This window comes from Sinorhizobium sp. BJ1 (genome assembly GCF_002531555.1).
GTDB lineage: Bacteria > Pseudomonadota > Alphaproteobacteria > Rhizobiales > Rhizobiaceae > Sinorhizobium > Sinorhizobium fredii_B.
Genome location: NZ_NWTH01000011.1, coordinates 65923 through 80240 on the forward strand (window position 1 = coordinate 65923; position 14318 = coordinate 80240).

General features: G+C 60.4%; 15 protein-coding genes. 1 reads left to right on the top strand and 14 read right to left on the bottom strand.

The window, feature by feature from the left end:
* Positions 1–71: 71 nt before the first annotated feature.
* The 14 genes from CO676_RS17020 to CO676_RS17085 form a co-directional block, all read right to left on the bottom strand.
* Complete coding sequence (locus CO676_RS17020) at positions 72–635, bottom strand: hypothetical protein (protein ID WP_245424336.1); 564 nt, start codon at positions 633–635, stop codon at positions 72–74.
* A gap of 130 nt (positions 636–765) precedes the next feature.
* On the bottom strand, positions 766–2058 hold the full coding sequence (locus CO676_RS17025; protein ID WP_097521940.1) for an AAA family ATPase: 1293 nt from the start codon (positions 2056–2058) through the stop codon (positions 766–768).
* A 17-nt stretch (positions 2059–2075) separates the two neighbouring features.
* On the bottom strand, positions 2076–3023 hold the full coding sequence (locus tag CO676_RS17030; protein ID WP_097521941.1) for a type II secretion system F family protein: 948 nt from the start codon (positions 3021–3023) through the stop codon (positions 2076–2078).
* A gap of 9 nt (positions 3024–3032) precedes the next feature.
* Positions 3033–3986 (bottom strand): type II secretion system F family protein, encoded by a 954-nt coding sequence (locus CO676_RS17035; RefSeq protein ID WP_097521942.1) that lies wholly within the window; start codon positions 3984–3986, stop codon positions 3033–3035.
* Complete coding sequence (locus CO676_RS17040) at positions 3983–5428, bottom strand: CpaF family protein (RefSeq protein WP_097521943.1); 1446 nt, start codon at positions 5426–5428, stop codon at positions 3983–3985. The genes CO676_RS17035 and CO676_RS17040 overlap by 4 nt, the downstream gene beginning before the upstream one ends.
* Before the next feature lie 18 nt (positions 5429–5446).
* On the bottom strand, positions 5447–5968 hold the full coding sequence (locus tag CO676_RS17045; RefSeq protein WP_245424337.1) for a L,D-transpeptidase: 522 nt from the start codon (positions 5966–5968) through the stop codon (positions 5447–5449).
* Positions 5969–6051: 83 nt separating this feature from the next.
* The gene (locus CO676_RS17050; RefSeq protein ID WP_097521944.1) at positions 6052–7194 is read right to left on the bottom strand and encodes a pilus assembly protein; all 1143 of its coding nucleotides are present in this window, start codon (positions 7192–7194) and stop codon (positions 6052–6054) included.
* A gap of 27 nt (positions 7195–7221) precedes the next feature.
* Positions 7222–7845 carry a TadE/TadG family type IV pilus assembly protein gene (locus CO676_RS17055; protein WP_097521945.1) on the bottom strand — a complete coding sequence of 208 codons (624 nt, stop codon included), beginning with the start codon at positions 7843–7845 and terminating at the stop codon, positions 7222–7224.
* Positions 7839–8321, bottom strand: coding sequence for a TadE/TadG family type IV pilus assembly protein (locus CO676_RS17060; RefSeq protein WP_097521946.1), 483 nt, complete (start codon positions 8319–8321; stop codon positions 7839–7841). Before CO676_RS17060 ends, CO676_RS17055 begins: the two co-directional genes overlap by 7 nt.
* Positions 8318–9919: a TadE/TadG family type IV pilus assembly protein gene (locus CO676_RS17065; protein ID WP_097521947.1), complete on the bottom strand. Its 1602-nt coding sequence runs from the start codon at positions 9917–9919 to the stop codon at positions 8318–8320. Before CO676_RS17065 ends, CO676_RS17060 begins: the two co-directional genes overlap by 4 nt.
* Positions 9920–10191: 272 nt before the next feature.
* Complete coding sequence (locus tag CO676_RS17070) at positions 10192–10512, bottom strand: pilus assembly protein (RefSeq protein ID WP_097521948.1); 321 nt, start codon at positions 10510–10512, stop codon at positions 10192–10194.
* Complete coding sequence (locus CO676_RS17075; protein WP_097521949.1) at positions 10493–11983, bottom strand: type II and III secretion system protein family protein; 1491 nt, start codon at positions 11981–11983, stop codon at positions 10493–10495. The genes CO676_RS17070 and CO676_RS17075 overlap by 20 nt, the downstream gene beginning before the upstream one ends.
* A 59-nt stretch (positions 11984–12042) precedes the next feature.
* The gene (cpaB, locus tag CO676_RS17080) at positions 12043–13041 is read right to left on the bottom strand and encodes a Flp pilus assembly protein CpaB (RefSeq protein WP_179875512.1); all 999 of its coding nucleotides are present in this window, start codon (positions 13039–13041) and stop codon (positions 12043–12045) included.
* Positions 13042–13136: 95 nt separating this feature from the next.
* Entirely contained in the window at positions 13137–13382 is a 246-nt protein-coding gene (locus CO676_RS17085) for a hypothetical protein (protein WP_097522056.1), read from the bottom strand.
* A 317-nt stretch (positions 13383–13699) separates the two neighbouring features.
* Here CO676_RS17085 and CO676_RS17090 point away from each other — a divergent pair, with 317 nt between their 5' ends.
* The gene (locus CO676_RS17090) at positions 13700–14221 is read left to right on the top strand and encodes a prepilin peptidase (RefSeq protein WP_097521951.1); all 522 of its coding nucleotides are present in this window, start codon (positions 13700–13702) and stop codon (positions 14219–14221) included.
* The last annotated feature ends 97 nt before the right edge of the window (positions 14222–14318 follow it).

Sequence of the window (14318 nt, forward strand, 5' to 3'; positions counted from 1 at the left end):
GCTATTGCGTCCACGCGTCTCGCCAGCACGAGCGTCGTCGTGTTGGCCCGGCTGAACGATTATGGCTACTGCTACCGCACCTTCCGCAGGATCAACTTGCCTTCCGGCGAAACCGATCTTTCGTAGCGCGGCAAGTTAGAGACGGAAACGCCCTCGTCGCCGACGGAGGGCAGGCCGCCATCCTGGGCTTCCGGGTCCGCGGCGGCGGCACTCAACGAAGGCGCCAGGCGCTGCGTCACCTCCTTGCCGGGGGCGCTCAGGATAACAGAACCGCCGGAACTCGGCAGACCGGAGCGGATCCCGTCGTCCAGCTCGGCGACTGCCTTCTGCAGGTTCTCCAATCGCTGCCGAACGATCGCCAACTCATCGGCCTTTGCGCCACTGGCGATGTTGCGGCCCTGCTTTTCGTGCTGCAGCTTCAGTCCGTCGAGGGAGCGCTTGACGCCTGCGAGAACTTCGCGGCTTTCTCGGAGGTCGGCTGCGTTCTTGGCTGTGTAGAGCAGGATACCGGCGTTCAGCGGCAGAAATACCAATGCCAGGGCGATGAATGGCGCGGCCCGATTTCTTTTCGGCTCGTCCTGCGTCCGTTCGCGCCGCGCGTCGGGTTCGACCTCGATATTCGCCATTTTGACCATCACCTCACTCCGCCGCAAACCAGGCCGTGGCCCTCAAACTAATTCCCGACACACTCAGGGGCGATGTTGCCGACACAACGCCCCGCCTCATACTCCATGTGACCCTTACCAGCCACACGCCGTCCAACGGCTAGTCCGCGGTGAAGACCCCTTCCCAAGCCCGTTCCAGCATCTCCAGCGAAGCCACCTTCCGGAACCCGTTGAACTCGCAATAGGATCCTACGAAGTCCAGAAGATACTTGGGATGGTAGCAGGAGCCTAGTGATTCGCCACCGTATTTACGATCGTAGAACAGTTCCAGGTCCGCTACAGACATTTCTACCGCCACGCCTCGCGCATAGGCCTCGAATATCCGGATATATTCGTCTCTCGAAGGATTGTTGACGAATATTTTGTATTTCAGCCGCCGCAATCCAGCCTCGTCGGAAAGCTCTTTCGGGGCAATATTTGTCGAAAAGACAACGAGTTCGTCGAAGGGGACTTTGAACTTCTTCCCCGTATGCAGGGTCAGGAAGTCGTAGCCGCGCTCGAGTGGCACGATCCAGCGGTTGATGAGCGCCTGAGGCATCACCTGCTGGCGCCCGAAGTCGTCGATGATGAAGACGCCGCCCGAGGCCTTGAGGTGCAGCGGCGCCTCATAGACGGTCGAGCCTTCGCTATAGGCTAGGTCGAGGAGGTCGAGCGTCAGTTCGCCGCCGGTCTTGATCACCGGCCGCCGGCATTCGACCCAACGCTGATCGGCCTTCGGATAGGGCGTCCCGGGTGCCGGCTGATGAACCGCTTCGTCGTAGAAGCTAATGACGTAGCCACCGACCTCGATGGCATAGGGCACCCAGATCGTCTGTCGGAACAGGCGCGAGGTGCGCTCGGCGATACTGGTCTTGCCGTTGCCGGGCGGGCCGTAAAGCAGAATGGATTGCCCCGAATTCATTGCCGGGCCGAGCTTCTCGATCAGAGACGGCGATAGCACGAGCCCCTCGAGGCTCGCGACGAGGCCATCCTGCGTCACGCGCTCGTGATCGATGGACTGCAGGCCGAGTTGGCGGCAGAAGGCGTCGAGTGAGACCGGCGCCGGCCCCACATAGGAGGACTGCCGGATAGCCGTGTGCGCATAATCCATGCCCTTCGTGGAAAGCGCGTAGCGGATGTCGGACCTGACGTCCTCTCCGGCGAGCCCGCGCGCCTCGACGTAAGCGAGCTTTGTGAGCTCCTTGATCAGAACATTGATGACGGCTTTCGGAAGCTTCATCCGCTCCGCCAGATGTGAAGGCGTCACCGTGTCTTGCTCGGTCGCGCATTTTGCCGCGAGTCGCAGCAGAAAGGAGAATTCGAGCCCTGATTCTCCCACGCTCATCGGCGCCAGCGGCATGCGGGGATCGAGAGCCGGAGCGATATCTTCATGGATTTGATCGAGCGAATACATGGAAACCTCGCTTTTCTTTAACCGCCGGGGGTCAGGCCTACGATGAGGCTGATGACACGGATGACGATGGGTACGAGCACGATGACGAGGCTCACCGGAAACAGGAAGGCGCCGAGCGGCAGCAGCATCTTGATCGGCAGCGCGTTGGCCTTTTCCTCGGCCCGCACGATACGCAGGTCGCGCATTTCCTTACTGTAGACCCGCAGCGTCTGGGTGACGCTCGTGCCGAGTTCCTCCGACTGACGGAAGAGGACCGCAAGCGCGCGGGCCTCGTCGATCCTGAGCCGCGCCGCAAGGTTAGCAAGCGCCTCGCGCAACCGCCGACCGCCGCGCACCTCAAGCATCATGATCGAAAGATGCAGGCCGAAGTCCTGCCTTTTGCTGACGAACTCCCGCGCGACGCGGTTTGCCGCCGCTTCAAGGCTCATTCCGGCATCGAGGCAAACGATCAGCATGTCCATGAAATCGGGAAAGAGACGACGATATTCGCGTTCCTTCGCGTCACCGCGTCGGTCGATGTAGATATTCACGAGAATGAAGGTTGTGCCAGCCGCGAACATCGCGATAACCAAGGTCATCAGCCACGACGTCTCGGGGAAGAAGCGATTGAACGCCCAGACGGTCAGGACCATCACGCCGATGCAGACGATCGCGCGGATCGCCTGGAACGTGGTGACGGCGTTGGCGCTGAAATAGCCGGCGCGAATGAGCCGGTTCTGCGTGGAGTTAACGTTGCTATCCCGCCGCGTGATCTCGAAGTATCGACGGATCAGCCGGTTCTCGGCCTCGCCGAGGTCGGCAATGGCGCCGTCGCTCACATGAAACTCGTCACCTTGTGCCTTCGGACCAGCTTCCGAGAGGCGGACGCCCACCTCGCGCCGACGGAAAACGACTTCCGATGCGGCCGCAGAAAAGATCAGGACCGAAAAGAAGACGATGAGGTAAATGCCGTACTCGTTCCACATGGCGGCGCCTCAATACTCAAAGTGGACCATTTTATAGAGAATGACGTTGCCGATCGCCATCACGACCAGGAGCGCCGATACGATGATGGTGCCGTAACCGCTGTTCCAGAGGGGGTCGAAATAGGTCGGCGACAGCGTCCGGATCATGCCGTAGAGCAGGAAAGGATAGATCGACATGAAGATCGCGGTGATGCGCCCCTCCGCGGAGATTGCCTTAACTTTCGCCTTCAGCATGAACCGGTCGCGCAGGGTCTTTGAGAGATTATGTAGGATTTCGACGAGGTTGCCGCCGGTCCCGGCCTGCACGCTGAGCGAGATAGCAAGGAGGTTGAGGTCTTCGACGCCGACGCGATCGTTGAGGTTCATGAGCGCGTCGTCAAGGGTGACACCATAGGTCAGCTCATCCGACAAAAGGCCGAACTCGGTGCCGATAGGGTCCGGCATCTCGCGCGCCACGAGCGTGATGGCCGCCGGCAGCGGATGCCCCGCCGCAAGGCTCCGGTTCGCGACGTCAAGCGCCTCGGGAAGCTTCTCGGCGAATTTGCGGATGCGCTTGGCACGCGCCCGCCAGACGACGAGCGTCGGAACGAGCAGGCAAACGGCGAGAAACATCGGTATCCGGACAAGGTTGCTCGGGACGAAAAACCTAATGGCCAGCCAGGCTCCGACAGCGCCCGCAGCGCCGTAGAGGGCAAACCGCTTGGCATCGAATTTCAGGCCGGATTGCACATAGTACTGCCTCAGCCGCTGCATCAGCGGAAGTGACCGCCAGTCCCCATCGATGCCGCGCTGCTTGAGCATTTCGCGGTAGGTCTCGCGGTGGTTCTCACTCCCCTCGAGCAGGCTGAGGCGATGGTTCACCGCCTTGTGGCGTTCCGAGCTTCGGAAGTAAGTGCGCAGCAGCGCTTCTGCAGCGACCAGCGCTGCGACGAACACGGCGGCATAGAGGAGGATGAGGGTCATGACTTGCCAAGCCCCGTTTGGAGAGGTTTGCCGGGTTCGAAGATCGCTGCGGGGACGATGATGCCGAGTTCGGCGAATTCCTCGACGAAACGCGGACGCAGGCCGGTCGCGCGGAACTCACCGTGAATGCGGCCTTTTTCATCGCTGCCGGTCTTCTTGAACCGCATGATCTCCTGCATCTGGACGACTTCGCCTTCCATGCCGGTGATCTCTGAGACCGAAACGACTTTGCGGCTGCCATCGCTCAGACGCTGGACCTGGACGATGATTGTGATCGCCGAGGCGATCTGAGAACGGACGCTGAGCTGCGACATCGGCATGCCGGCCATGCCGACCATCTGTTCCAGGCGGCTGACCGCATCACGCGGCGTATTGGCGTGGATGGTGGTCATCGACCCCTCGTGGCCGGTGTTCATCGCCTGCAGCATGTCAAAGGCCTCTTCGCCGCGCACTTCGCCGACGATGATGCGGTCCGGTCGCATGCGCAGCGCGTTCTTCAGGAGTTCGCGCTGGCGAATCTCGTTGCGGCCGTCGAGCGTGGGCGGCCTCGTTTCCATTCGTCCGACATGCGGCTGCTGGAGTTGCAGTTCCGCCGCATCCTCGATGGTGATCAGCCGTTCCTTCTCCGAGATCTGCGAGGAAAGCGCATTGAGCAAAGTCGTTTTGCCCGAGCCCGTACCGCCCGAGATGATCATCGATACCCTACCCTTGACCGCTGCGCTCAAGAGGATGCGCATCTCGTCCGCCATGGCACCGTATTCGACGAGGCGCTCCAGCGTCAGCGGCTTGCGCGTAAATTTACGAATCGATACGAGCGGTCCGTCGACCGAGATCGGCCGGATCGCGACGTTGACGCGTGAGCCGTCCTTGAGGCGGGCGTCGACCATCGGGGTCGACTCGTCGACCCGGCGGCCGACAGCGGAGACGATCTTGTTGATCACCCGTAGCAGGTGATCCTCGTCCTTGAAGCGGACGGCCGTGCTCTCGAGCTGCCCGCGACGCTCCACATAGACGCTATTGTGGCCGTTGATGAGGATATCGGCGATGGTCTCGTCCGCCAGCAGCGGTTCGATCGGACCGAGACCGAGCATCTCGTCGGTAATGTCGCGGACGAGGTCGTTGATCTCCTTGGCGTTCAGCGGCGAATTGTTGCGGCGGATATAGTCCTTCACGAGTGGCCGGATCTCGGCGGCGATCTCATCATTGTCGAGCGTGTCAAGAATGCCGAGATTGATCTGGTCCAGGAGGTGGCGGTGCAGGTTGACCCTCTCCGCCACCATGTCGAGGCCGGGCGGAGCCTGCTCTGCCGCAGATTCGGTACCCGCTTCTTTCGGCATGGCAGCGACTGCCCCTGCATTGGCGGCAATCTCGGCAATCTGCCTAAGCTCCGCATTGTCCTGCGGCGGCTGCTTGTAAAAGCGTCCTATGAACCCGTTCGCCATCAGCCTTACTCCTTACAACTACTTTACGACCACCGTGGCCCCGACCTTCACGCGCTTGTAGAGGTCGATGACGTCGGCATTGCTCATCCTGAAACAGCCGGAGGACGCAAATTCTCCCACCGTCGACTGCTCGTTCGTGCCATGGATGCGATAGAGCGTGTCGGCATTTCCGCGGAAGAGATAGATTCCCCGCGCGCCCATGGGGTTGAAGGGACCTGCTGGGACGAGTTCGGGAAGCCCCGGCACCCGCGCCTTCATCTCGGCCGGTGGTCGCCAGTCGGGCCATTCCGTTTTGCGGCCGACCTTGACCACACCGCTCCAGCGGAAGCCGTCGCGACCGACACCGATCTTGTAGCGGAGAGCGCGATTGCCCGAGAGGACGAGATCGAGCGTCCGCTTGTCGCTGAGGACGACGATCGTGCCAGGCGGGTAGCTGTGCTCTGCGGTCACAATGGTTGCCGTGCTCGGTCCGAGATCCCGTGGCACTCGATTACTTGCCTCTGCTCCATCCGCGAGGCCGACAAGGCCGAGAATCAACATCGTGCAAATCGCCCATGCGGCGGGTCGCGATGCGCCCCGCTTGCCATGCCGTCCTGGCATGCTGCTGTGCTCCGCGCATGCCTTCATCGGACGAGCACTCCGAGCTTCCCGACGCCTCGGCAGAAGCGCGAACGACCATTCACTTCGAACGGTAGCACGCCGCGGTTGAGTGCCTCGCTCAGCGTGTCCCAGTCATCGTCAATGAGATGGGCTCGCGTATCCTTGAAAACCTTGTCGACCTGCTGGCGGCGTACCCCCAGGCTGAAGAGCTTGCTGCGATATTTGTTGATGACGACGAAGATCGAATCGGAGCTGCCGCGCAGCCGCGCGAGATTGAGGAACAGATCCTTGGCCTGGTGGAGCGCCGGGATCGTCATTTCCGTGACGATCGTGACGCTGTTGACCGATCCGAGCACGTCATCTTTCCACGGCGTGTAGTAGTAAGGCACATCTATGACAGTCTGATCGCTCTCGAAGGCCGCGACATCCAGCATGCGGAGCACCAGTTCCGCTCCTTTCGGCGATCCAAGGACGGAGGGCTGCTTGAACGACAGCAGCGAAAAGCCGCCGGCATGGCGCTTGCGGACCAGGTCTATGAATTCGAGATCGACGCGCGAAGGATTGGCGATGACCGGCATGAGGTCATAGTCATTGACAAGGTTGAGATAGTGGCCGAGCGACCCGGACGAAAAATCGAGGTCGAACAGATTGACCCGCGGCGCGGAATTCTTCCTTGGCTGTGCGAGGACATGCGCTAGCGACGAGGCGATCACGCTGGCGCCCGCCCCGCCGACCGCCGAAACCACGGCGTGCACGCGGCTTTCATTCGCCCCCGCCGTCGGCGCGTGCGTCGAGATCATGTCGATCAAGGCGCGGCGTTCCAGCGGCTTCTTCAGCCAGTCATTGCCGTTCAGTCGGAACAGAAGCCGCATACGATCGTTGGCCAGTTCCTCGGAGACGACGACGAGCGGAATGTTGCGGTTGTTGGTACGGAAGGAGAACAGCTCCGGCTGCTGCAGGACCTCGCCATTGTCGACGTCGAGCACGATCATGTCGAACTGCGTCGGGTCGATCCGGCCCTTCTCCACAAGTGCTTTCAGCGCCATGTGGCGTACGTCGTAACGCGAAAGCGACCCGAAGGTATCGAGCATGAAGCTTGCGGCCGCCGCGTCGTCTGAAAGGACTAGGATCTTTGTGGTCGCTACGAAGTTCATATGGGCGGTCATCTAGCTTTACCTCGCATTGTCAAGGGTTTAGCACGTCGAGCATGTTTGCAGGTCTTCGGTGGTGATCGTCACCGGATGCGCTGGTATGGTGACGTCGTTTAACCCCAGCAGGGCACCGAGGACCGGGAGTTCAAAGGTCACGTCGCGAACCTCGAGCCGCATGGTGAGCACCGGCCCCTCCGGCCGACCCCAATAACCGAGCCCGGAACGCTGATAGGTGACCACCAGGTTTTCCGGCTGAATGCGCCAGTTTATGTCGCAGATACCCGGGCGGGCATCACCTGCCACGCCGCATGCACCGTCGCTGCCAAGCACGATCCGGCTGAGTTCCGCGGTGCAGTTGGCAAGGTCGGGACCGCAAGTCGACGACACGGTCGCGTCGTTCGGCGTCGCAGCGCCATTGTTCAGCGGATTGGCGGCCTCAGTCGGAAACGCCGTGTCAAAGTCGCTGGTCAGCGGGTCGGAGACGGCCGCGAGTCTCGCGCCAAATTGCAGCGCCTTCACCGTCTGGTTCCATTGCGACATGGCAAAACCGAACTCGACGAAGGCTGCAAAGACCAGGAGCACGATCGGAAACGTGATTAGTGCTTCGGAAAGCGCGATGCCGCTTTCGTCCTGGCGTAAACGAGTAAGGAAACGACAGCCTACCATCCCATATACCTCTCTTCATGCGAGGCGCTGATGGTGATGTTGTCGATGCCGAGCCAGCCGAAGATGGGCGAAGCCTCATAAAGATGTGCCGTCTCTACGGTAAACGTGCCATCGACGCCGACCGCATTGACGGTGATGTCGGCAAGCGTGGGTCCCCAGCCGGGCACCCGCAGCGCCGCATCCGCGGCGGGGCTCTGCGTGCCGTAGAATGCAATCAGTTTCGCGGTCGCCTCCGAGCAGGTCGAGGTATATGTCGGTGACGTCGGCCGGCAGCGCGAGAGATAGCGCCCGGCATCTCGCAGACCGGCATCGATCTGCATTCGCTCCCAGAAGATATTGCCGAATTCGAGAATGCCCGCGGCAAAGATCGTGATGAAAGGCACCGCGATAAGAGCCTCGGCGAGCACCGCGCCTTCCGAATTCAACCAGAAAGCGAAACAGCGTCGACGGCCGAGGAAGTTCTTGAACCCGTTCATCGGACCAGCTCCGCTTCTTCGCGCAGGAATTCATCGAGCGTGCCGCGTCCGCCCTTGCCCGTGATGTCGATCATTTCCAGCGAAAGGTAGCGCTCGCCACCGTCCTTGATCGCTGGCTTCGTCAGGAACATGCGGGCAAAGGCGACGGCCTGGGTTTCCTTGTGGCCGTTCAGGTGTCCGACGGCGTTCTCATAGCCGCAATTTACGATGGCGGCGAAAATCTCGCGCCGGTCGCCATAGTCGCCATCCGTGTAGTTCGAAAGATCGGGCCCGGTGTAGCACTGACCGCCGGTTCGAGGCGCGCCAGTCTCGCCGCTGACGGAAGCGTGGTTGAGCAGGGCGGAGTTGTTCAGCTCGTAGCGATAGACGTCATAGGCTGAAGGCTGCGACGGAGAGCCGGTCGGCGACGGGTAGCTCGAATGATTGCTAAGGATCGTGCTGACGGAAGGAGCGGAGGTTCCCTGAGCGACGTTCCAATAGCTGTTGTACTGCCAGTCGTTGCCGCTGCTGATCTTGCCGCCGGCCAGCGAGGACATCGACGCGCCATAACCGAGCGGCACGGCCTTGGTTACGTCGCCGACGGTGCTTCCGCTCATGAGGGGGTTGTATTCGCCGCAGATCTTGTTGGCGCCGCCGGTTTGATTCTGTGCCGAGCGCACGTTGCGGGCCGGCCGGTAGCGGGCGTCGTCGCGCGCATTCCCGAACGACCCCGAATACATACCGAATCGCGTGTTCAGCCCCGCCTCGACCGGTCCGGCCATCGCCCCCGTTTTCGTTTCCAAGGCGTCCTGCTTGTAGCAGACGCCGGGCGAACCGGTGGCCAGCGCTTCGGCAAGCACGCTCGCGCCGTTGCCATAGGTCGCCAGGAAGCCGAAATTGCCGGGTCCGGGTGAAGATGACGAGGTGCTGTGAAGCTCGATCTGGCGACCGTAGAGATTACCCGCGGCAAAATTCTCGTGAAGGGCATCCGCTGCTGCCTGGTTTCCGGCCTCAGTGGAATTACCGGCCGCCTCAAAAGGATTGCAGATATAGATGGGCGTCACGTCACAGGCACTGGAGCGGTAAACCGCGACCGCATCGGCAGAAACATTGACCGTGTCACGGTTGAAGCCGACCGGGATGGGGAAGATCGTCGTCATCGCCTGTGGTTTGGCGACGACCCAGGCGTAGGACGCCTCGTTCGCATCTGCGGCCACCATTGCATTGGTGATCTCGTCGTCGTCGTCGGCCGGAATTTCCTTGAGATAGGTGACCGTCACCGTACTTCCGACATCGTTCCCCGCATCATAAGTGACGGTAACGTGGGAGCCGAGCGACATGCCGGTGCCGCCGCCGCCGAAGGCGGCACTGTTGGCAAGCGCCTCGATTGCCGCGTCGGCGCGGCTAATCGCGTCGTCGCGTCCGTCGAGCTCGCGGGCGCCAGCGAGTGCCATGGCATCGACCGCATTTTGAAGATCGGTGTGAAGGTTGCCTGTGCGTCCTACATCTATAACGAGGAGTGAAAAGCCGAGCAGGAGCGGCATGGAAATCAGCGTCAAGGCGATGACGTAACCACGATGATCGTCCCAGAAGCGTTTAATAGCCTTACGCAACAACATTGGCATGCCCCTCGGATCGCGGCGGTTTTCCGCCGAGACTCTGACTCGTCGCCCAAGTCACGCAGCGCACTTGGGACAACGACGTGCTTAAAAAAAGAGAACGGGACTTTGGATGAGCGGCAATTCGCTCGCATCCCGCGTCTCAACTATCGAAATCTATTAGAGTATCGGATCGCCTTACTTATAATCTTGGATCGTGCGACCCAAGATTATCATTCCAGTATTTCTATTCACATCCCTGCCCGGTCGCCGTTCTTCAGTTCAGCCCGTCGTTACGGCGACGTCGCTCCGCCCGTTCCATTCGGCGGCGTGGCCACCGGCAGGATCACCGCCGAAGGCGCTGGCGCACTCGTCTGTCCGCCGCCCTGATAGGTGCGGATGGCACGGTGGATGACCTTGCCGTCGCTGGCGATATGCGTGTTGTACGCCGCCCGCGGGAAAGGATCCTGGATATGGATGCCCTTGTTGGCCTCCACCGAATTTCCAGCCCCGAAGGTGATCGTGTCGCGGTGGTTCAAGTAGTCGGCGCAGCCCGAGAGAAGACCCGCGGCGGCAAGAACCAGGAGAGCGCGCTTACTTCTTGGAAAGGACAACTGCGCCTCCCACGTCGAGATCGAGACGATGGCCGTACGGCCCTTTGACACCTTCGCCATTGCGGAAGCGGCGCAGCATGTCCTTGTCCACCTCGAGAATACCGAGCGCGAAGAGCTCGACGTCGTTTGACGAACGCGTCTGTTCGAGCGGGCTGTAGAGGTCTTCGCCTGGCGTCGACGGCCGCACGATATGCGGGGTAACGACGATGACGAGGTCCGACTCCCTTTTCAGGAAACTCGTCGAGCGAAACAGGGCTCCGATCACCGGAACCTGTCCCAGCCATGGCAATTGCTGAACGTCCTTGGCATTGACCGATTGAAGCAGGCCCGCCATCGCAAAACTCTGGCCGTCACGCAGTGCAACCGTCGTGCTTGCCGCGCGCGAGATGAAGCCGGGGTTGCCGTTGACGTTGATCGAGGTATCGATTTCTGAAACTTCGGGCTCGATTTTGAGACTGATCAGGCCGCCATCGAGCACCACGGGCGAGAAGGTGAGCCGCACGCCGAAAGGCCGATAGTCGGTCTCGGTCGCAAGCGTCGCACCGTTCGCGACCGTTGACTGGATCGGCACCTCGCCGCCGGCATGGAAGCTTGCCGTCTCGCCACTCATGGCGATCAGGTTCGGCTGCGCCAGCCGGCGCACTAAGCCCTTTTGCTCCAGTGCATTGATGACAATGTCGATCTGGCCGCCGGAAATTTCCAGCACCTTGGCAATCAACTGTCCGAAGGGCTGCATGCCGGTTGCGGCACCCGCGGCGTCTCCCAACGTTCGGGCAAGATTGCCATCATCATCTACAGTAATACCTTGACTGGTTGTCGCCTTGCCGATGCCGTTCCTGCCTTGGCCGGACCAGCCGATGCCGAGGTCGCGGCCGGTCTGGCGCGATGCCTCGATAACCCGAACCTCCAGCATCACCTGCTGCGAGTCGGCGACACGCAACTGGTTCAGCACCGGGGTTTCGGAATAGGATTGGGCGATCTCGATAACCCGCTGCAGCTCGACGGCGTCCCGGACCGTGCCGGTCAATCGGATGCGATCATTGGAATTGAACACCCGAACCCGTGCTGAAGGTGCGGTGGACCGGATCGCAGATGCCACTTCGCTGAAATCGGCGGCGACGCGAATATCGATCACGCCGACAAGCGCCTTATTGTCGTCATAGACGGAGATGTTCGTCGCGCCCGTCTGCTTCCCACGGATGAAAAGCGATTGATCGGAAAGTGGCACCACGTCGATCATCTCGGCGCTGCCGATCACCAGGTCGCCAAAGGCCTTGCCGGTCCTGATCGTTACGGTATCGTTTGGCGCGATCGTCACCTGTTGGACCGAGCCGGTCAGGCTGATGAATTTTTCCTGAGCATCGGCGGGGCCAACTAGGCCCGGTCCCCAACCACCATAGGCAATTAGCGCCGCGGCTACCGTCACCAGGCTTCCGGCTCTTGCCGCCCTGTTCCTCATTCCCCTCAACATTTCCCGCCTCTGCCTCCGCTCCTCGTTCAGCCACAGCGCCTGCGGGCATTGCCGCACCCTCACTGGACCATACCGACTCGGTGCTCTTCGCGCTTCGTCGAGTTCCAGACGCCAACCGTCGCCCATTTCGGCTCTACCGGCAAGAGTGGTTCTGCCTTTCGTTCTGCAATCTGTACCTGTTTTTCATTAACGGGCTGTTTCATCTTACTTTCGACTGAGTCGATCCGGTTGCCGAGCTCGTCGCCGACCTTGCGGACGAGATCCTCGATCGTCGCGAATCGCCCGTCATCGGAAGCCTTCGCGAGGTCGGCGGAGATCAAGCCGCCGCCGAGGTCGGCGACCGTGATCGGCCGGGTCTGTTCGACGTTGGACGAAGCGATGTTGCGCAGCGTGAGCGACAGAGTGCCGATGCTCGCGCCGAGCGTCAGGCGCTGAGCCTCGTCGGTCGTCACCTCGAAGGTCACAGTTTTTACGATGGAAGGCTCATCCTTGCGCTCATCCGCAGTCTGGTCGACCGCTAGGACTTTCACGCCCTGCAGCAGCACGTCGACGTAAGTCTGTTCACTGTTGTTCTGTTGCCGAACGACTCGGGTCAGTAGGACATCGACACGATCCGCGGGCCGCACGAACCCGGCGACGCCGAGCACGTCGTTGACCCGAATGGAGACGGCCTTCATCCCCTGGTCGAGCGCTGCCGAAAGCGTTGCACGCTCGCCGGTACCCGTAATCTTCGAAGAGAGCACCGGCTCGCCGGGATCGATCGCCTCCATGGCATAGCGGGGCTCGTCCTTGTTCCCGATGACAGCCTCAATTGTCTGAAACGAGCCTTGCGGCTGTTCACCCGTCGGCCAAGGGATAGTTTTCAGGTTGTCCGGATAAACTCGATCGCCGAAGCGCATGGGCTTGGCGGCAACCACGAGCGTTTTTTCGGGAGCCTTTTTGGAATTGGCGGCAGCAAGCCGGGCCTGTTGCTCCGCGAGGTAAGTACGCGTCCCGAAGACCGCCGCAGAAGCAAGTAAAATGGCGACAGCAAGACTGGTGACCGTCGAATAACGCATCGCCGACACTCCATACATGATCAAAATATACTTTAATAATATCTTAAATAATGGAGAGGGGTAACAAAACCCCTCTCCGTATGCGTCACCGCAGATTAGCCGCCAGTCGTTGTCGTCCCGCCCGTGGTGGTCGTCGTCGTGCCGCCGGCGGTCGGAGCCGATACTGAATCAGTCCACCACGATCCCCAACTCGTCCAAGCGGCGCTCAGGTTTGTACCTGCGGCGGTCACTGCCGCGATCACGCCGCCAACGAGCAAGGCGAGGAGAATAAGATACTCAGTTAGCGCAACGCCGTCTTCTTCCCGCGCGAAAGCGGATACTTTAGCCACAAAAGCTTTCATCGAGAAAATCCTTTCAAATATACTCCACGCGCCGCAAAATTCCCCGGGCCGCGTCGCCGTTGAGACCATCTCTCCGACTGCGTTGATTAATAAACTGTTAATCTCTAGATCGTCAATCATTTTATTTAGCAGTTTTCATCTGGCGTTGCTTATGGTTAAGATAACAAATAAATATTCATGCCTAGAAAGCGAAACATGGTATAGAATTGATGCTATTGGAATTATAAAACGACCGTCACGTAACCCGTTTGGATTAGGAATCTTGTAGAGTTTTCTTGGCATAATCAATTTAGACCGCGTACGGAGTACGAGTAAAGATGATTGGTGAAATCAACATTTTGATCGTGGCAACAGTATTACTTTTACTTTATGCCGCCTGGAGCGATTTCCGGCTCTGGAAAATACCGAATTCGATCGTACTGGCCCTTACCGCCATCTACGCGCTGCATGCTGCCCTGCAGCTGTTAATGGCCGAAGATGTGGGCGCGGCACTCTTCTCCTCGTCCGGCATTGCCGGCGATGTCGGAGCCGGCCTGCTGCTCTTCGCCCTTGGCTTCGGCCTCTGGTCGTTCAAGCTCTTCGGCGCCGGCGACGCCAAGCTTTTTCTGCCGATCGGGTTCTTCGTGGGCTGGCACGGAATGCTGCCCTTCGCAATCTTCCTGCTGATCGGCGGCATCGCGGCACTGTTGATCCTCAAATTGCCGATGCCGCTGCAGCTGGCGCACTTTTCCGTGGTGATGCGACTGGAGGAGATTCGCACGACGCGCAAGATCCCCTACGGCGTCATCATGGTCGCCGCCGCGCTGGCGGTGATGGTCTTGCGGCCAGCTGGGGCATGAGGAAGGCCGCGTGTCCCTTCTCCCCACCTTTCGCGGGGAACGGCAGGCGGATGAGGGGGACCCAGACAACAATGCTCCGATCTCGCTTGTCTAATCC

What these genes read in the sequence shown, in the direction of transcription:
- CO676_RS17020 (WP_245424336.1), bottom strand. Translation starts at nt 635, where the DNA reads ATGGTCAAAATGGCGAATATCGAGGTCGAACCCGACGCGCGGCGCGAA.
- CO676_RS17025 (WP_097521940.1), bottom strand. Translation starts at nt 2,058, where the DNA reads ATGTATTCGCTCGATCAAATCCATGAAGATATCGCTCCGGCTCTCGAT.
- CO676_RS17030 (WP_097521941.1), bottom strand. Translation starts at nt 3,023, where the DNA reads ATGTGGAACGAGTACGGCATTTACCTCATCGTCTTCTTTTCGGTCCTG.
- CO676_RS17035 (WP_097521942.1), bottom strand. Translation starts at nt 3,986, where the DNA reads ATGACCCTCATCCTCCTCTATGCCGCCGTGTTCGTCGCAGCGCTGGTC.
- CO676_RS17040 (WP_097521943.1), bottom strand. Translation starts at nt 5,428, where the DNA reads ATGGCGAACGGGTTCATAGGACGCTTTTACAAGCAGCCGCCGCAGGAC.
- CO676_RS17045 (WP_245424337.1), bottom strand. Translation starts at nt 5,968, where the DNA reads ATGTTGATTCTCGGCCTTGTCGGCCTCGCGGATGGAGCAGAGGCAAGT.
- CO676_RS17050 (WP_097521944.1), bottom strand. Translation starts at nt 7,194, where the DNA reads ATGACCGCCCATATGAACTTCGTAGCGACCACAAAGATCCTAGTCCTT.
- CO676_RS17055 (WP_097521945.1), bottom strand. Translation starts at nt 7,845, where the DNA reads ATGGTAGGCTGTCGTTTCCTTACTCGTTTACGCCAGGACGAAAGCGGC.
- CO676_RS17060 (WP_097521946.1), bottom strand. Translation starts at nt 8,321, where the DNA reads ATGAACGGGTTCAAGAACTTCCTCGGCCGTCGACGCTGTTTCGCTTTC.
- CO676_RS17065 (WP_097521947.1), bottom strand. Translation starts at nt 9,919, where the DNA reads ATGTTGTTGCGTAAGGCTATTAAACGCTTCTGGGACGATCATCGTGGT.
- CO676_RS17075 (WP_097521949.1), bottom strand. Translation starts at nt 11,983, where the DNA reads ATGTTGAGGGGAATGAGGAACAGGGCGGCAAGAGCCGGAAGCCTGGTG.
- cpaB (WP_179875512.1), bottom strand. Translation starts at nt 13,041, where the DNA reads ATGCGTTATTCGACGGTCACCAGTCTTGCTGTCGCCATTTTACTTGCT.
- CO676_RS17085 (WP_097522056.1), bottom strand. Translation starts at nt 13,382, where the DNA reads ATGAAAGCTTTTGTGGCTAAAGTATCCGCTTTCGCGCGGGAAGAAGAC.
- CO676_RS17090 (WP_097521951.1), top strand. Translation starts at nt 13,700, where the DNA reads ATGATTGGTGAAATCAACATTTTGATCGTGGCAACAGTATTACTTTTA.